This window comes from Paenibacillus sp. FSL P4-0176, assembly GCF_037975265.1.
GTDB classification, from domain to species: domain Bacteria; phylum Bacillota; class Bacilli; order Paenibacillales; family Paenibacillaceae; genus Paenibacillus; species Paenibacillus amylolyticus.
On the sequence record NZ_CP150242.1, the window covers coordinates 2,971,487 to 2,988,225 of the forward strand.

11 protein-coding genes are annotated in these 16,739 nt (G+C 46.1%); 8 read left to right on the forward strand and 3 right to left on the reverse strand.

The genetic code is table 11. The annotated features are described in order from the left end of the window. Positions 1-130 precede the first annotated feature (130 nt). From MKY95_RS13785 to MKY95_RS13815, 7 genes are all read left to right on the forward strand, one after another. Positions 131-6,841, forward strand: coding sequence for a hypothetical protein (locus tag MKY95_RS13785; RefSeq protein WP_339199247.1), 6,711 nt, complete (start codon positions 131-133; stop codon positions 6,839-6,841). Further along, entirely contained in the window at positions 6,838-8,529 is a 1,692-nt protein-coding gene (locus MKY95_RS13790; protein WP_051449716.1) for a DUF11 domain-containing protein, read from the forward strand. The genes MKY95_RS13785 and MKY95_RS13790 overlap by 4 nt, the downstream gene beginning before the upstream one ends. A 153-nt stretch (positions 8,530-8,682) precedes the next feature. Further along, positions 8,683-8,940, forward strand: coding sequence for a YolD-like family protein (locus MKY95_RS13795; RefSeq protein WP_036608707.1), 258 nt, complete (start codon positions 8,683-8,685; stop codon positions 8,938-8,940). 100 nt (positions 8,941-9,040) lie between these two features. Further along, positions 9,041-9,160: a hypothetical protein gene (locus tag MKY95_RS13800; RefSeq protein WP_017688846.1), complete on the forward strand. Its 120-nt coding sequence runs from the start codon at positions 9,041-9,043 to the stop codon at positions 9,158-9,160. Positions 9,161-9,316: 156 nt separating this feature from the next. Then, positions 9,317-9,820, forward strand: coding sequence for a ferritin (locus tag MKY95_RS13805; protein WP_036608705.1), 504 nt, complete (start codon positions 9,317-9,319; stop codon positions 9,818-9,820). A gap of 471 nt (positions 9,821-10,291) precedes the next feature. Beyond that, positions 10,292-11,032: a polysaccharide deacetylase family protein gene (locus MKY95_RS13810; RefSeq protein WP_036608702.1), complete on the forward strand. Its 741-nt coding sequence runs from the start codon at positions 10,292-10,294 to the stop codon at positions 11,030-11,032. 44 nt (positions 11,033-11,076) lie between these two features. After that, positions 11,077-11,985 carry a hypothetical protein gene (locus tag MKY95_RS13815; protein WP_051449717.1) on the forward strand — a complete coding sequence of 303 codons (909 nt, stop codon included), beginning with the start codon at positions 11,077-11,079 and terminating at the stop codon, positions 11,983-11,985. A gap of 182 nt (positions 11,986-12,167) precedes the next feature. Here MKY95_RS13815 and MKY95_RS13820 read toward each other — a convergent pair whose 3' ends face one another. The 3 genes from MKY95_RS13820 to MKY95_RS13830 all read right to left on the reverse strand — a co-directional run bounded on the left by MKY95_RS13820 (position 12,168) and on the right by MKY95_RS13830 (position 15,058). Beyond that, entirely contained in the window at positions 12,168-12,767 is a 600-nt protein-coding gene (locus MKY95_RS13820; protein ID WP_036608692.1) for a response regulator transcription factor, read from the reverse strand. After that, positions 12,764-13,912: a sensor histidine kinase gene (locus tag MKY95_RS13825; RefSeq protein WP_036670646.1), complete on the reverse strand. Its 1,149-nt coding sequence runs from the start codon at positions 13,910-13,912 to the stop codon at positions 12,764-12,766. Before MKY95_RS13825 ends, MKY95_RS13820 begins: the two co-directional genes overlap by 4 nt. 87 nt (positions 13,913-13,999) lie before the next feature. Continuing rightward, entirely contained in the window at positions 14,000-15,058 is a 1,059-nt protein-coding gene (locus tag MKY95_RS13830; protein WP_076249560.1) for a fatty acid desaturase, read from the reverse strand. Positions 15,059-15,432: 374 nt separating this feature from the next. On the opposite strand from MKY95_RS13830, the gene MKY95_RS13835 reads away from it, so the two are divergent. Then, positions 15,433-16,272, forward strand: a complete 840-nt coding sequence (locus MKY95_RS13835) for a YitT family protein (RefSeq protein WP_017688839.1) — start codon at positions 15,433-15,435, stop codon at positions 16,270-16,272. Positions 16,273-16,739 lie beyond the last annotated feature (467 nt).

Sequence of the window (16,739 nt, forward strand, 5' to 3'; positions counted from 1 at the left end):
GAGAACAAGACTCACAGAAGTTTCGAGTTGTCACAAACTTTTTATGGAGGACAAACAAAACTCAACAATACACTCATAGACTATATACATGGCTCCGTTCCATATGTAGGAAATCATTGATGAAGGGGAGGTGATCTTCATTCCTCTTGTCGTTCGTTCAACCGTTAATGCTACGGGAGCAATTACATTTACAGGAAATACGCTTGGACTGAGTCGTTCGGAAACAGCGGGAGTACCCGGAACACAGGATAGTATTGGAGGTTTTATCACAACCAACACCAGCCTCCAATACGGCACCTATCCACTGGGAACGACAAGCCTGTATCAGAGCAACAGTTCAGCAGCCATTCTTACACTACCTGCTGGAAGTACCGTTCTGTATGCAGAATTGATCTGGGGCGGAAGTTACATTAATGGTACAGTCAACCTGAGTGCTGCCATCAACAATCCGGTTACGTTTATTACACCCGCAGGGACTTCCAGTGTTACCCCTGATCCACTTACCTACAATCAATTCGATCTGGGGGGCGGTGCTGCTGGCTATGTACGTTCCGCTAATGTGACCACACTTGTACAAAATGGGGGAGCAGGTACATATATCACCGGAGCAGTGGTAGGGACTATTGTTATTACAAATGATTCCACGGCCAATCATGCGGGGTGGACACTTGGAGTCATTTATCAGAATCCCAATCTGCCTTTTCGCAACATGTCTTTGCGTGCAGGGGGCGTACTCGTTCAATCCACTTCACCACCTGTTGTTACCACACTGACTGGATTTGCAACGCCCCTTTCCGGTGTATTGGGAGGAAGAATACTGTTCAGTGCACAGGAGGGCGACGCGAACCGGACCGGTGACCAGGCATTATTCGGGCCGACCTCAGCTACATCGGTTGCTTTGTCTGGGCCCAATAATCTAGCTGCGAACTTTTTTGCCTCTCAGATTAACGGAGATACCGGAGCGCTTAATACAACAGGAACGTTTGGAACACGAAATCAGATCAACGGAGCTCCAGGTACGAATATTATCGGTGGACGTCAAGGCTGGGATATTACCAATGTGGATGTTTCAGCAAGACTGATTAATAACCAGTCATCTGCGGTGTTGACATTAACGACCTCGGGGGATGCCTACATTGTCAACGCCAATGCAATTCAAGTTGATATTAATGCACCCAAGATCACATTGGCTAAGGCAACGGTCGCCGCCGGTGCAGTTGCCGGGGATAGTATTCTATATTCGGTTACCGTTACCAATGCAGGCACTGCGAGTGCGGCCAGTGTTGTTTTATCCGATTCACTTCCTGCAGGTCTTACCTTTATTCCAGGTAGTGTCACGGTTGCAGGTGTATCCCGTCCAACACTTGATGTGACGGCAGGCATCCCGCTGGGTTCGTTAACTTTATCCAGCAGTGTTGTTGTAACCTATCGAGCACTCATCGGTCAGGATGCAAGCATCCTGCAACTGGTGAATTCGGCCAATGCAGCCTTTACATTTCAAAGTGTAGCAGGGGGGCCGGTCATTACCGGAGTTATTCCGTCCAACAACTCCACCCTTACGGTTTATTCGCCAAACCTGTCCATTGTGAAATCGGCGAGTACCACCAATGCCACGGTGGGTGACCTGGTAACCTATACACTGCAAGTGAACAACGTAGGGAATGTTGCTGCCAACGTTACATTGAGGGATAACATTCCAAGTGGTAGCTCATATGTAGCAGGCAGCTTTCGTCTGAATGGAAATGTGATTGCTGGCGCCAATCCGGTTACTGGCGTTAATCTGGGGAGCCTCGCGGCAGGAAGTGCCAATACCGTGACTTTTCAGGTACTTGTAACAAGCTTGCCAACACCGCCGACTCTTGTGGATCAGGCGACAGCTTCTTATTCCTTCAATTCACCTGATGGTCGGACGATCACGGGAAACATCGCCTCGAATACCTTAACGATTCCGGTAACATTGCCCAATGTGACCACGGTAAAATCAGCATCAGTCACCGATGTTGCTGTCGGGGAGACCTTCACGTACACCGTAGTTACTACCAACAGCGGTATTCAGGTGATTAACAATGTGGTACTTACAGATGCGCTCCCTGCTGGAATAACTTTTGTTCCCGGCAGTGCAACCGTAAGGGGAACTGTTGTACCGTCTGCGAATCCGAGCAGTGGTATCTCCATTGGGACATTGGCGGCCGGAAGTTCTGCGACGGTGACGTTTCAGGTGAATGTGCAGTCTTTGCCTGCTTCAGGTTCGTTAGTCAATCGAGCGGTAGTGTCCTATAGCTCTGGTTCGTTCACGGGCATTTCCAACTCCAATTCCATTACAACCCCTGTATACCAAGCTGTTGTTGGTATCAACAAGTCGGCAAGCCAAACCAATGCGACACTGGGGGATCAGATTGCATACACACTTGTGGTCACGAACAGTGGGAATATAGCGACTCAAGTGAATGTGACGGATACGATTCCAGCGGGGCTGACGTTTGTCCCGAATTCGGTAACTGTGAATGGTACTGCACGTCCTGGAACAAGCCCATTAACCGGAATAACACTGGGCAGCCTCCTGCCGGGAGTTGCGGCTACGGTGGTGTTTCGCGCTACACTCACCACACTCCCGAATCCCCCGACACTGGAGAATCAAGGGACAGCAAGTTATACGTACCAGCTTCCAAGTGGAAGGAATCTCTCAGGCAGTAGCTTATCCAATATCGTTCGTATATCTGCATCGGCTCCCAATATTTCTCTTAGTAAAACAGTAAACACACCAGATGCGACAGTTGGAGATGTGCTTACGTATACCGTTGTTGCAACAAACGCAGGAATTAGTACAGTACAAAATCTGGTGATTTCGGATGCACCATCCGGCTCTGAATTTGTCCCGGGTAGTGTCACGATTAATGGATCTGCTGTTCCCAGCGCAAGCCCCGTTGCGGGAATCGCAGTGGGTTCATTGAATAGCTCAAGCAGTGTAACTGTGACCTATCAGACCCGAGTGAATTCCGTTCCATCTACGGGTTTGGTTAGTAACCAGGCCAATGCAGCATTTACATCAGGCAGTTTTAACGGTGTTTCTTCTTCTATATCAGTAAATACCCCCATATTTCTGCCAGTGATCCAAGTGGTGAAGTCAGCAAGTACAACAAGTTTGACTGTAGGCGATACGTTTAATTACACCATCCAAATTAACAATACAGGTAACATAGCTGCAACGGTTACCTTGACAGATCCCATTCCAGCAGGAGCAGTATTCAGCACAAATAGTGTCATTATTAATGGCGTACCTACACCTGGAGTCAGCCCGGAGTCGGGTATCAGTCTAGGAGAGATTGCTGCGGGCTCAGGTGCAACGGTCACCTTTGTTGCAACGGTTACCAGTTTGCCAGATGCAAGGCAGTTAATTAATCAGGCGGTTGCTTCATTTGCCTACACACTCCCAAGTGGGAGAACGATTGCCGGTCTCTCGTCATCAAACACCATCACTATTCCAGTGTCTCTGCCCAATGTTACGATTGTCAACAGTGACAATGTAGAGTACGGCGTAGTCGGAGATGTCATTCGATACACATCTGTTATTCGTAATAACGGCACAGTAGCCGTTAATAATGTGGTATATGTCAATCCTCTTCCTTCGAATACCCCATTTGTACCCGGAAGTGTCATTGTGAACGGGACTTCGTTCCCGCTCTCCAATCCGACCGCCGGCATTCCAATCGGTACGTTGGCTCCAGGAGCCGAGGTTACCGTAACTTTTGAGGTGACGATTACCATGCCGATTCCTTCGCAGATTAACAATCAGTCGACGGTCAGCTTCACATCCGGTTCATTTTCAGGGTCATCATCGTCCAATACCACTCAGACTCCGGTCATACAACCGCAGATTTCACTTGTCAAAACAGCAAATACCGTAAATGCAACTGTAGGTGATACGGTTGTATACACGGTAACGGTCAGCAATGCTGGCAATCTGGAAGCAAATGTTACTCTCACAGACAACATTCCTTCTGCGACTACTTTTGTACCCAACAGTGTGGTTGTATCCGGTGTGCCAGAGCCGGGAGTAACACCAGGAACAGGTATTCCGGTAGGCATTGTAGCAGCGGGGGCGACGGCTGTTGTCACGTTTGCCGTTGTTGTGGATTCACTTCCATCCCCACAGCAGCTTAGCAATTTTGCTACATCATCCTTTACATTTACACCTCCAGATGGGCGGACGTTGACTGGCTCAGCCACTTCGAATACACTCACGTTCCCGGTCTCGTCACCAAACGTCGCTGTTGTCAAAAGCACAGCTTCCACTGCGGCTACGGTAGGAGATACAGTGACCTATTCCATTCTGGTGACCAACAGCGGAATTGCACCGGTGAACAATATTCAGTTTTCAGACCCGATTCCAGCTGGAGCCTCTTTTGTTACAGGGAGTGTCACAGTGAATGGGGTTGCGCAACCCGGAGCCAATCCGGCAGGTGGGGTACCCCTTGGTACATTGGGGCCCGGAACGTCCGCGACGGTCACATTCAGTATCCGTATCGACGCGATCCCGCCAAGTGATCAGTTGAGCAATCGCTCTACGGTCAGTTTTACCTCAGGTACATTCTCAAGCACAACCTTTTCAAATACCGTGGTCACTCCGGTGTACCAGCCTATTCTTTCAGCACAAAAAACAGCCAGTACACAAAATGCTACCGTTGGGGATACAGTCAGCTACACGATAACCGTGAGCAATCAGGGAAACTATGGAGCCCAGATTAACCTGACAGATAACCTTCCAGCCGGAACCATCCTTGTGCCAAATAGCGTTATTGTGAACGGTCAACCGCTGCCAGCAGGAAATCCAGCAACGGGCATCCCCGCAGGTAATGTGGCTCCCGGAGCTACGACCACCATTACCTTTTCAGTAGTTGTTGATACGCTGCCAAGTCCGCAACAACTGGTGAATCAGGCTTCGGTGGCTCTATCATATACATTGCCGGATGGGCGAAACATCACGGAGTCTGTTCTATCCAATGTGTTGACCATTACCGTATCGGCACCGGATGTTGATGTCGTCAAATCCACAACTTCAACGGCGGTATCAGTTGGTGATATCGTAACGTATAGCATCGCTGTAACCAATAACGGAATTGCAACGGTCAACAATGTGGTTTTCACGGATGCAGTGCCGACAAGTACCGTTCTTGCGCCAACCGGCGTGTTTGTCGATGGTGTTCTGCGCCCTGGTGCCAATCCTTCTACGGGAATAACACTTGGTTCCATCGCACCTGGTGTTACGGTAACCGTTGTATTTAGTGTGCAGGTTACGGCGCTCCCGGCAAGTGCAGTGTTAAACAATCAGTCTACTGTCAGCTTTACATCAGGTGTTTTCTCAGCGACCACATTCTCCAATACAGTTACAACTCCGGTCTATCAACCTATTCTGTCGGCAGTCAAAACGGGAGATCAGACGATAGCAACGGTAGGGGATACCGTTGTGTACAGCATCGCCATCTCCAATGCCGGGAACTATGGGGCATCTGTCACGTTAACGGATACCATTCCGGCAGGAACAGAGTTTGTTCCAAATAGCGTTATTATTAACGGGGCTTCTGCACCAGGTGCAGATCCAGCTTCGGGTATTCCGCTTGGTGTCGTTTCCACAACAACTCTGGTTACCTTCTCCGTTGTGATTGTGACGTTACCTTTGAGCCAGTCCATTACCAATCAGGCTTCTGCGACATTTTCGTATACATTACCTGATGGTAGAACACTTGGAGGCACGATTACGTCCAACGCACTCAACATTCAAGTATCTGCTCCGAACGTGAGTGTAGTTAAGACGGCTTCGGTAGTTGATGCCGTGGTAGGCGACACGATTGTGTATGAAATGGTTGTGACCAATGAAGGAATTGACCCGGTAAACAACATTGTGATCACCGATCCGATTAACCCAGCCACCACATTTGTTACAGGCAGTGTTCTGGTGGACGGCGTCCCACGGGCCTTGGCAAACCCGGCGCTGGGCATAGCCCTTGGTAGTTTAGCGCCTGGAGCATCGATAGCGGTATCGTATGCAGTACGGGTCAATACGCTTCCAACACCACCACAAGTGAGCAGTCAGTCTTCCGTAAGTTTCACATCGGGTGTTTTCTCGGGAGCAGCGTATTCCAATACGGTTGTAACACCAATCTATCAGCCGATTATTGCCGTAACCAAAACAGGGAGCACCTCCAATGCAACCATTGGTGACACCATCACCTATTCTTTTGCCATTAACAATAGCGGGAATCTGGATGCAAGTTTGACATTAACGGACAATATACCGAATGGAGCCGTACTGCTTCCCAACAGTGTTCTGATTGATGGTGTTCCACAGCCAGGTGCCAATCCAGAGACGGGTATCGTTGTGGGTACCATACCGTCCGGAGGTACGGTTATTGTAACGGTTACCCTCGAGGTGACTGTAGATACGTTGCCGCAGGATCAGCAACTGGTTAACCAGGCGGTGGCCAACTATACATTTAGTCCACCCGATGGCCGTCTGTTGACGGGGACCGTATCTTCGAATGTTCTGGTTATCCCGGTATCTGCACCAAATGTTGTTGTTGCCAAAAGTACAAGTGCCATTGATGCTGTTGTCGGTGATGTAATCACCTATACGGTTGTAGTAACCAATAGCGGCATTGAAGTGGTGAATAATGTGGTCATGGTTGACCCGGTACCTGTCGGTACAGTATTTGTGCCAGGAAGTGTTACGGTGGATGGTGTGCCAAGACCAACAGGGAATCCGAATACAGGCATCACGCTTGGTTCGATTGCTGCGGGTGCTTCCGTTACGGTTACATTCAGAGTAGAGGTTGTGGTGATATGAGCCAATCTTCCGGTCCGTTGTCCCACTGGCTAAAGAATCAGTCCCTGGTTCGATTCAGCTCTGGTGCGACTGAACTGGAACAGGTATCCTATTCGAATACGGTTGTAACACCGTGGATCGGCCCCAGGCTTGAAGTCAGAAAAGTCTGCAATGTCACGGAGGCTGCCTTAGGGCAGTCTCTTATCTACCGTGTTGAAATTGTTAACACCGGAAATCTTACGGCCCTAGTGTACCTATTGGATCAGCTATCTGCAGAGACGGCACTGCTTCCCAACAGTGTACTGCGTGATGGTATTCCGTTACCGGGAGCATCACCGGAGAGAGGATTGCCTCCAGCTGAAATCGCGCCCGGAGCCACGTTGCGATACCACTTCCAAGTTGTAATCTTGCGTTTACCTGAGACACTGAAGCTGCTGAATCAGGCACAGGTTAACTATGAGTTTTTGACACCGGAAGGCAGAACGGTTACAGGTATGGAACAATCCAATATCGTGGAGGTCAATCTGGTCTCATCCCGGCTGGAGATCTCCTTTCAGGCTGATCACATCTATACCTTCTCAGGGGATATTGTCATGTACACCGTCATCGTTAGCAATCCGGGTTTTATTGCAGCCACGAATGCCCAAGTAACGATTTCTTTGCCACAAGGTATTGTTTTTATACCTGCGAGTGTCATCGTAGATGAAATGTTTGCGCCACAAGTAACGCCTGATACGGGCATACAACTTGGAGAGATTTTACCCGGAAGCTCAATTAGAATACAATATCGGGTTCAGGTTATTGGGGGAAGCGATGCAAACGGAATATCAAGTGTAGCTGTACTGGCGTATATCTCGGCAGGACAGCAGGAGACGGTCTACTCCAATCAGGTTACCCTGGAAGTGATACAGCCCCAGGTCTCTGTGGTGAAAAGTGTGCTCCCGGTAACGGCCACATTAGGCGATGTCGTCCAATATAATATTACCGTCTCCAATGCAAGCAGTTATGCGGTCGATGGAACTCTCCTGGATGGACTGCCCACAGGTGTGACATTTGTCGAAGGCAGCCTGCGCTGGAATGGGGTTAAACGTCCCGGAACCAATCTGGCTAAAGGGCTTAATCTGGGGACGTTGACAGCCCGGTCGGTTCTGAATATTCAGTTCGAAGCGAAACTTCCAGATCGAGATGAATCGATGCCTGATGACTACAGGTATGTGAATCATGCTAGCCTGATGTATACATTTCGATTGCCAGATTCACGGTCAGTGCAGCGGATGATTACATCCAATGAAGCTGTGGTCGAATTGAAAGCGCCGATAATTCAGGCTTATGTTCAAGTGACACCCACATTGGTCGAGCAGGGAGGTACCGTCACTTTTCAGGTACGTGTGGGGAATACGGGTAATTTGCCGGCACGTGTACAACTTGGGAGCATTTTACCTGAGGGTGCCAGATGGCTTGGTCAAGCTACGGGTGAGCTCCAATTGAGCATATCAGAGTATTCCACACCACGGGTTCTGCATGTGGGCGTGATTGAGCCTGGAACGGAAAAAAACATCTCGTATGTAGCGAAGTTAGCTTCTGAGAAGGTGGGGACGCTGCAAGGAGACTTGATTGCCAGGTACACGTATGAATGGAATGGACAAAAACGGGCTGGCGAAACCCGATCGAATGAGTACAGCATCATTGTGGAGTATAGAGAAGAATAGGAGGTATCACGGTTAACGGTAACTTGCCTGAGGAATTTGCTCATTCTGGTTGCCATGAGATTACACGAACGTAAATGAATGGTATACTAATTGAATATGAACTCGGCAATCAACCCGTGGAATCGGGACGTCGGAGTAGAGGAGGCAGCCACATTGGCAAAAGCAAAAGTAGCAAAAAGACCTACACGGGATGAGTTTGAACTCGAAGAGTTGGGAAACCAGCTGGTTGAAGCTTTTCGGGAACGTTCGGAAGTACTGTTGACGGTATGGGGCAAAGAAGATCAGGTGCAAGGAGTCATCGTCAAAATGGACTCCCGTACACGACTTGTGCATGTAGAGTATACCGAAGAAGAGTTCACAGCGAAGGTACCTTTTCTGGATATCATGCGTGTGCAATCTCCCCGGTACTGAACGAAAAAAACAGCAATCTGAATAATTAGGGCATCCGCCCTGTCAAAGTCGTTCTTCCTGCATAAGATAACCCATACCTGTTGCAGAGGAGGTACGGTCAATGAGCGAAGTATTAGGTGGAGAAACAAGAGGCTACGGATACGGAGGTTTCACTTCTGTAGGTGCCATTCTGGTTCTGTTCATCCTGTTGGTTATCATCTCCAAAGCGTTCTTGGTATAATTGCATATCTCTAAAGAATGAAAGAAGCTCTGCCATCGCGGCAGAGCTTTTTTGTTCGTTCAGTCCTTGGCGAATTTTGTAGAAAATCGGTGTAAGTCCTGCTTACGTTATGTTAGAATATAACCATCCCTAGAGAAAGAAAGAGGTGTTTTGATTATGAGCCAAACGTTAACAGAATCTTTAAATGAACAGATGAACTTTGAGTTTTATTCCGCTCATGTATATCTGGCTATGGCAGCCTATTGTTCCAGCAAAAGTCTGGATGGATTTGCGAACTTCTTCATCGTGCAAGCGGAAGAAGAGCGATTCCATGGCATGAAAATATACAAATTCCTGAATGATCGTGGGCAACGTGCCACACTTGAGGCTTTGCCAGAACCGAAGAATGAATATGCTTCGATGCTGGATGTGTTTGAGCATGGTTATGCTCATGAACAGCAAAACACGAAAAAATTCTACAATCTGGCTGACATCGCTCTGAATGAACGTGAACATGCAACGATGTATTTCCTGAAATGGTTCATTGATGAGCAGGTTGAAGAGGAAGCTTTGTTTGACAATATTATTCAGAAGCTGCGCCGCATTGAAAAAGACAGCAATGCCTTCTACATGCTGGATGCCGAGTTTGGCAAACGTTCGTTCACTGCTCCTGCTGAATAAATGCATGTTGGGAGTCGAGAAGATTCCAGCGTCAAAACACCATTTACATACAGCATGAGGTAATGATCCTGAAAGCAATGGGGGCAATCCCCTTGCAAGGGATGATGGTTTGATGCCATATGCTGATTGAAGACAAAGAAGCCTGCACTTGTGCAGGTTTTTTTGCATGCAACGATATTTAATGATTGTATAGATTTACTTGAATTGGAGGAAAGGTCTATCAAAATTCTGAATGTGGGTAATAGAGGATATGTCACAATTGATCTATCCTGACGGGATCTTATTTTGCGCAAATCTATCAAATTCGTATTAAATTTTAGGTTTATCTGACAAAAGTGTAACTCTACCGTAGCCTTTGGAGCGAGAACAGGAGCCACTATCTTTGATAGTATTAGGATTAATCGCCAAGGGATGAAGGTAGAAAAACATGGACACCCGGGGAAATTTAACACACAAGGGAGACTTTTAATTATGCTACATATTCGTAAATCTATCATGGTCACACTTGCTATTTTATTAATCATTCCACTATTATTGCCGCAGTCGGTATCTGCCAAATCAGCTGCATCCAAGGATGGTGCAAGCAAAGCAAATTCCAAAATCATATACCTGACGTTTGATGATGGGCCAACTGCTCATACGGGTCAGTTACTGGATATTCTGGATCAATATCATGCGAAGGCAACGTTTTTCATGCTGGGACCTCAAATGGAGCAATTTCAGAAGGCTACCAAACGTATCGTAGCTGACGGGCATGGATTGGGTCTGCATGGTGTGACTCACGTTCCAGGCAAATTCTATAAATCTGCATATAGCGGATTGAAAGAAATGCAACAGGCCAATGCAAGTCTGAACAAGGTTGCCGGAGTTAAAACAAGTCTCGTGCGGACGCCATACGGTAGTAAACCATACCTCAAGCCTGCGTTCCGTAGTGTACTTCTGGGCCAGGGTGGATTCCATCTATGGGATTGGAATGTCGACTCGGAAGATTGGAAATACAAGAAGGATCACCAGAAAGTCTATAACAGTGTAATGAAGCAGATCCACAATGTGCAAAAGAGCGGAACAACACCTGTTGTGCTTATGCACGACCAGGAAGCAACGCTGAAAGTATTACCGCAAGTATTGAAAACATTGAAGGCAGAAGGGTATCGTTTTGAAGTATTAAGCAAAAAAGTACAGCCGGTTAACTTCTGGAACGACAAGCGTTAATCTTTTGAATTTTTAGATTGGCTACAACGAAGGAGGTACACATCATGAAGAAACAGCCATTATGGATCATGATTCCAGTAACGACAGCCGTTTTACTTGCTCTGGCAGGATGTGGCGGACCGGATTCAAATGCAGCATCATCAGAGAATAGCTCTTCACCAACAACAACAGTGGGGGAGCAGACCGAGACCGGCAGCGGTGGTGCTGATTTCTCTAATGAAAATGAAACAGGAACCAAAGAGAATACGGGCACAACAGATAATGTAGACACATCAGGATCGAAGGCAAATGACAACCAAGTTGCCACTGGTCATTCAGGTGTGAATGATGTGATCAAGCAAGTTCGCAACCAGTTGAAGATGAAGGATGCAGCGTTACCCACTTCATTCACATTGGACAAGGGTACATCTTTGGGGGCGGCAATACTGTCCAATACTGCGGATGCATTTAAGGTAAACTTCTACGCTACCACTCAGTCTGTTGCCATTAATGATCAATCTTTAACTGCATCCGACAGTAAGATACCTGTACTGGCTTCCTATGAAGTGAAGACCTATAAGGACCCGGATCAGCCAGAAATATTCCCTGAGACGGACCTGAAAGATATTCCAGCAGATATGGCTGTGGATCTGGGACATGGCATCAAAGGCATGAGTGAAGGTGCCGCAGGCAGTCAATATCTGACTTGGCAAGAAGGTAGATGGACGCTGGAAATTCGTTCGGTATCCGAAGATGAAATGAATAATCCGGGCATAGCGAAAAAAATGGTGGAGTACCTGGAGTTACATACCTTGCCTGTACCTAAAGATAAAGGGTATATCAAGGTTGAATATCCAAGTGGTGGACAGTCTGTTCTTGTAACGATCTCATGGCAGGACGGTAACCAAATTCATCAGTTTAAGACCGATCAAGTGCCATTAGAAGCTCTTGGCATGGTTGTATCTGTGAAATAAATCTTGAGTGTTTTACGGATATTCTGCTATGTAGAAGAGATGAGTGTGGGATTGTTACGATACACCTAAAAAAGCTTGGCCCAGGAAGTGCTGGGCCAAGCTTTTTATTTTGAGCATGTTATCGCAGCTTATGCAGCCGGGGTACATGCTTATTTTTGTTTCAATGGGTTAAAGCGGTACTTTCATTTGAACCACCCTTTTTCCTTGGAGCGAGTGATGGCCTCAATGCGGTTACTGGCATTTAACTTGTTGAGAATAATGGAGATGTAGTTACGCACCGTTCCCGTTGTAATGAACAGATGCCCGGCGATTTCCTTGGTGTTTTTCCCATCTGCCATGAGGCCTAGTACAGCGTTCTCCCGTTCTGTCAGTGGGTTTTCTTCTACATAAGCTTCATCTACCAAGTCGGGAGCGAAGATACGTCTGCCATTCATAACTTGGCGGATCGACTCGGCAAGTTCTTCAATTGGACTGTCTTTGAGCAGGTAACCACGGACACCGCCCTTTAGGGCACGTTCGAAATATCCGGTCCGGGCAAAAGTGGTCAGGATAATGACCTTACAGCTCATTCCTTTGAGTTCTTCTGCGGCTTCAAGGCCGCTTTTTACAGGCATTTCTATATCCATCAGACAGATGTCTGGTGCGAGCTCTTGGACAAGGGCAAGGGCTTCCTGGCCGTTGCTGGCACGTCCGACGACTTCCATATCTTCCTCCAGATTGAGGAGGGAGGACAAGGCGCCGAGCATCATGCGCTGATCTTCCGCGATTACAATTCTAATCATGATTCTGCCTCCTTTATCGGTTTGCGAACGAGTTTCGGAACATGAATAATGATCGCTGTACCCGGGATGTCTGTCGCAGAGGGAATATCCAGACATCCGTTCACAAATTCAAGTCGTTCCTTCATGCCCAAAATTCCTGTTCCGCGCCGATCCTGTTTGCGAGTTCGTTCTATTCCAACACCGTTATCTTGAACGGTTACTACATTATCCGCTAGTGTTTCCTTAATGATGATAGTACAGGTTGTTGCCTGACTGTGTTTGACGACATTCGTGACAGCTTCTTTCAAGCACATACCGAGCACATTTTCATTCAATTGTGACGTATCCTGTAACTTCGGATTACCTTCCAGCACAAATTCAATCGAAGCGGCCTTCAGAATCTGCTCCGCCCGGAACAGTTCATCGACCAATTGTGTACCACGCATAGTGGTGACCATTTCCCGGACTTCCTTCAGAGCTGTACTTGCCGTTTGTCTGAGGTCGTTCAATTCAATCTCGGCCTGATCGGGATTATTGCGGAGCAGCCGTCTCGCCAGATCGGTTTTCAGACCGATCAAAGAGAGCTTCTGTCCAAGTGTATCGTGCAGGTCACGAGCGATACGCTGGCGTTCTTCCATTTTTACGAGATCATCAAGTCGCTTGTTCGCATTCTCCAATTGGCCTTCCAAATGTTCAGTTTTGTTTTTGTTATACGTACTGATTGGGAGCAGGATGGAGGCCATTAAGCTGATGAATACAAACGGGAGTTGGCTCACCAACAGAGAACTCTGATTAATGAAACCGTAATTAATGGTTACGAAACTGGCTCCCAGGTTCACCGAGTAGAGGGTGAAGAAACCGGCTTTATTTTTAATATTCCCAATAAAGAAAGCAAGAAACAATGAGAAATACGCATAATCATAGGCGATCGTCATCGTAATGGATATGGCAATAAGCATTCCAATCCACATGTACACCTGCCAGCCCTTGGTGATGAAGGCGAGCAGGTAACAGACGAAGAAAACGAGGATAATGATGATGCCGGTTACCATCGTCCATAATTTAGAATATTGCGATATAAAATAGAATGGTAGGATGAAAAAGGCGAGCCATACATAAAGGTTCAACCCTGTTTTTTTATAAAAATTTTGCATCCACTTTTGAATGGAATTCTCCTCCTCAAACTTGTACTCAACTTTAGCATGACTGTAGCATGACTATGGCTTGAACACAAGAAAACGAATCCGACAGAGTTAAGGCTTCTCTGTCAGACCCGCTGGATTGGTTACTCGGATAGGCGGTTGAACATACGGCTTGCGGGATAGCTTTTTGAGCTGTCTGAAGCTAATAAACTGTTTAGAATCTTCATCCCACAGACGGAAGCGCAGGGCAACCAGACTGGAACGTAGTGTAATAGTCGTTGCTTTTTGCAAAGGTGGTGTTGCGTTATGTGCTTCTTCCAAGAAATAGTTAGGTACACGTGGGCTCAAGTGATGCACATGGTGAAACCCGATATTACCACTGATCCATTGCAATAATTTTGGCAATTTGTAATAAGAACTGCCTTCAACAGCTGCTTTTACATAACTCCACTCATCTTCATGTTCAAAATACGTCTCTTCGAACTGATGTTGAACGTAGAACAGCCAGATACCAAAGAAACCGGAGAAGAAGAAGATAGGTGCCTGCACCATTACAAAAGCCTGCCATCCGACTAACCAGGACATGAATGCATAGAGCACTACGATCAATACGGTAGTCAGGTGTGTATTGATACGTTCTTTACGTCTAGCACCTTTGCGGTTAAAACGGTAAGCCAACAGAAACACGTAAATGGGTCCGATACAAAACAATACAAACGGGTTACGATAAATCCGATAGAAGAGACGACCCCAAGGAGAAGCTGCTTTATATTCGTCAACCGTCATAACCCAGATATCACCTACACCACGTTTGTCAAGATTACTGCTTGTTGCGTGATGGATAGAATGCTCGTTTTTCCACTGCTGATAGGGTGTCACTGTTAATACACCAGTAATGGTACCGAGAATATCGTTGGCGCGTTTGCTCTTGAAGAATGAACCATGGCAGCAGTCATGGAAAATAATAAAGGTCCGCAGTACAAATCCGGATGCCACCAAGGCAATCGGGAAGGTCAGCCAGTAGGAAACCGATAAGCTAAAGTAAGCTGCAGCCCATAACAAGAAGAGCGGGAGCAATGTATTGATTAACTGGCGGATACTTAGTCTGAGATCATTTTTTTCGTAAGGGGTAACTTCTTTTTTTAAGGCCATTTCTTTTGATCTGTTCATAAAATTGTGTCCTCCTTCAATCGTTATAACTGTAATCAGCTACAACTTGGCGTTTCCCGCTAGACTTTCCTGTAGGAAGCGTTTTTATCATTGTAAAACAATCCGAACATGACAGTAAGTCATAAACGTCAGCCTTCTGTAATGATGAATATCAATGACGGACCATGACATTTGTCATGGGTGTATGATGCTCAATAGCTCTGCAGAAGACAGAAGAGCAGGTTTTACTAATTCCTTTGCACAAATTACGCAACAATTTGTATTATGTATACAAATTTTGTTGTGAGCATGGTAAAATCTATCCTTGAGTGATTATGACAACTTATGAGACGGGTCGATTAGGTTGATTTCTGATGGATTGGATGGAATGCATAATGAAGAAACGAATTACGGATATCCTATTTATTATGGCAGGTGCATTTCTGTTTGCACTGGCGGTGAACCTGTTTGTCATCCCGAACGATTTGGCTGAAGGCGGCGTCACGGGTATCACGATTATTTTGTATTACCTGTTTGAATGGTCCCCTGGACTGATGAACTTGATCCTGAACGGTATTTTGTTAATTGTGGGATATCGGTTTCTTGATAAAACGACTACGGTATATACGATTATTGCAGTGGTATTCAATTCGTTGTTCCTGCATCTGACGGAGAGTTGGACGATTGCATCGGATGAACTCTGGATCAATACCATTTTTGCTGGATTATTTGCCGGTCTTGGTATTGGCTTGATTGTTAGAGTAGGAGGCACAACGGCGGGAACAGTGATCTTGGCCCGACTTGCCAACAAATATCTGGATTGGAATATCAGTTACGGACTTCTGTTCTTCGATCTGATTGTGGCTTTCTCCTCATACTTCATCATTGGACCGCAAGGATTAATGTGTACAATTGTCTTGCTGTTTGTTGGAACCAAAACAATGGAGTTCATTATTGAAGGGCTCAATCCGAAAAAAGCAGTCATGATTATCTCTTCCAAACAGGATGAAATCGCGAAGCAAGTCATTGAGAAGATGGATCGCGGAGTAACCGTCCTGTCCGGTCATGGCTATTACACAAAAAATAAGAAAGAAATTCTATACATTGTGATTAGCAAACAGGAAGTTTCAATGCTGAAGAAGATTGTCCGAGCAGAAGATGAGATTGCTTTTATCACCATTCATGACGTGCGTGATGTTTTCGGTGAAGGATTTATTGAACTCTCTAAAACTTGATGAATATATGTATATAAGGAAGAAAAAAGTTGCGGTGAATATCACCGCAACTTTTTTGATAGGTTAATGGTATCCGATATTAATCTAGTTCAATTAAGAAAGAACCCTTCTCCGAAGAGAAGGGCAAAAGAGTATTAGTAATGTCTTCTTTTTTTGACTCCACAATATTCAACAGTGACATGACAGTGTTTTTTACACTTTGTAGGGACATATTTAACTTTGGTAACACAAGTTTTCGTAATTTTTTTGTAAAAACACTTTGGTCTTGGATGATGACATTTATGATGTTTTCTATACATATTAAAACCTCCCTGATCGTGATAAGGTATTCTATGAGCGTGTCACTGTTTCGGAAATGTATAAACGTCTATTATTGTATAATAATTCCTTTATTGGGCTTCTGTGTTACAGGTGGAGGTTGGTTCTTTCTAGTAAAACTTTCTACTAAAAGAGTGCAATGACAAAAA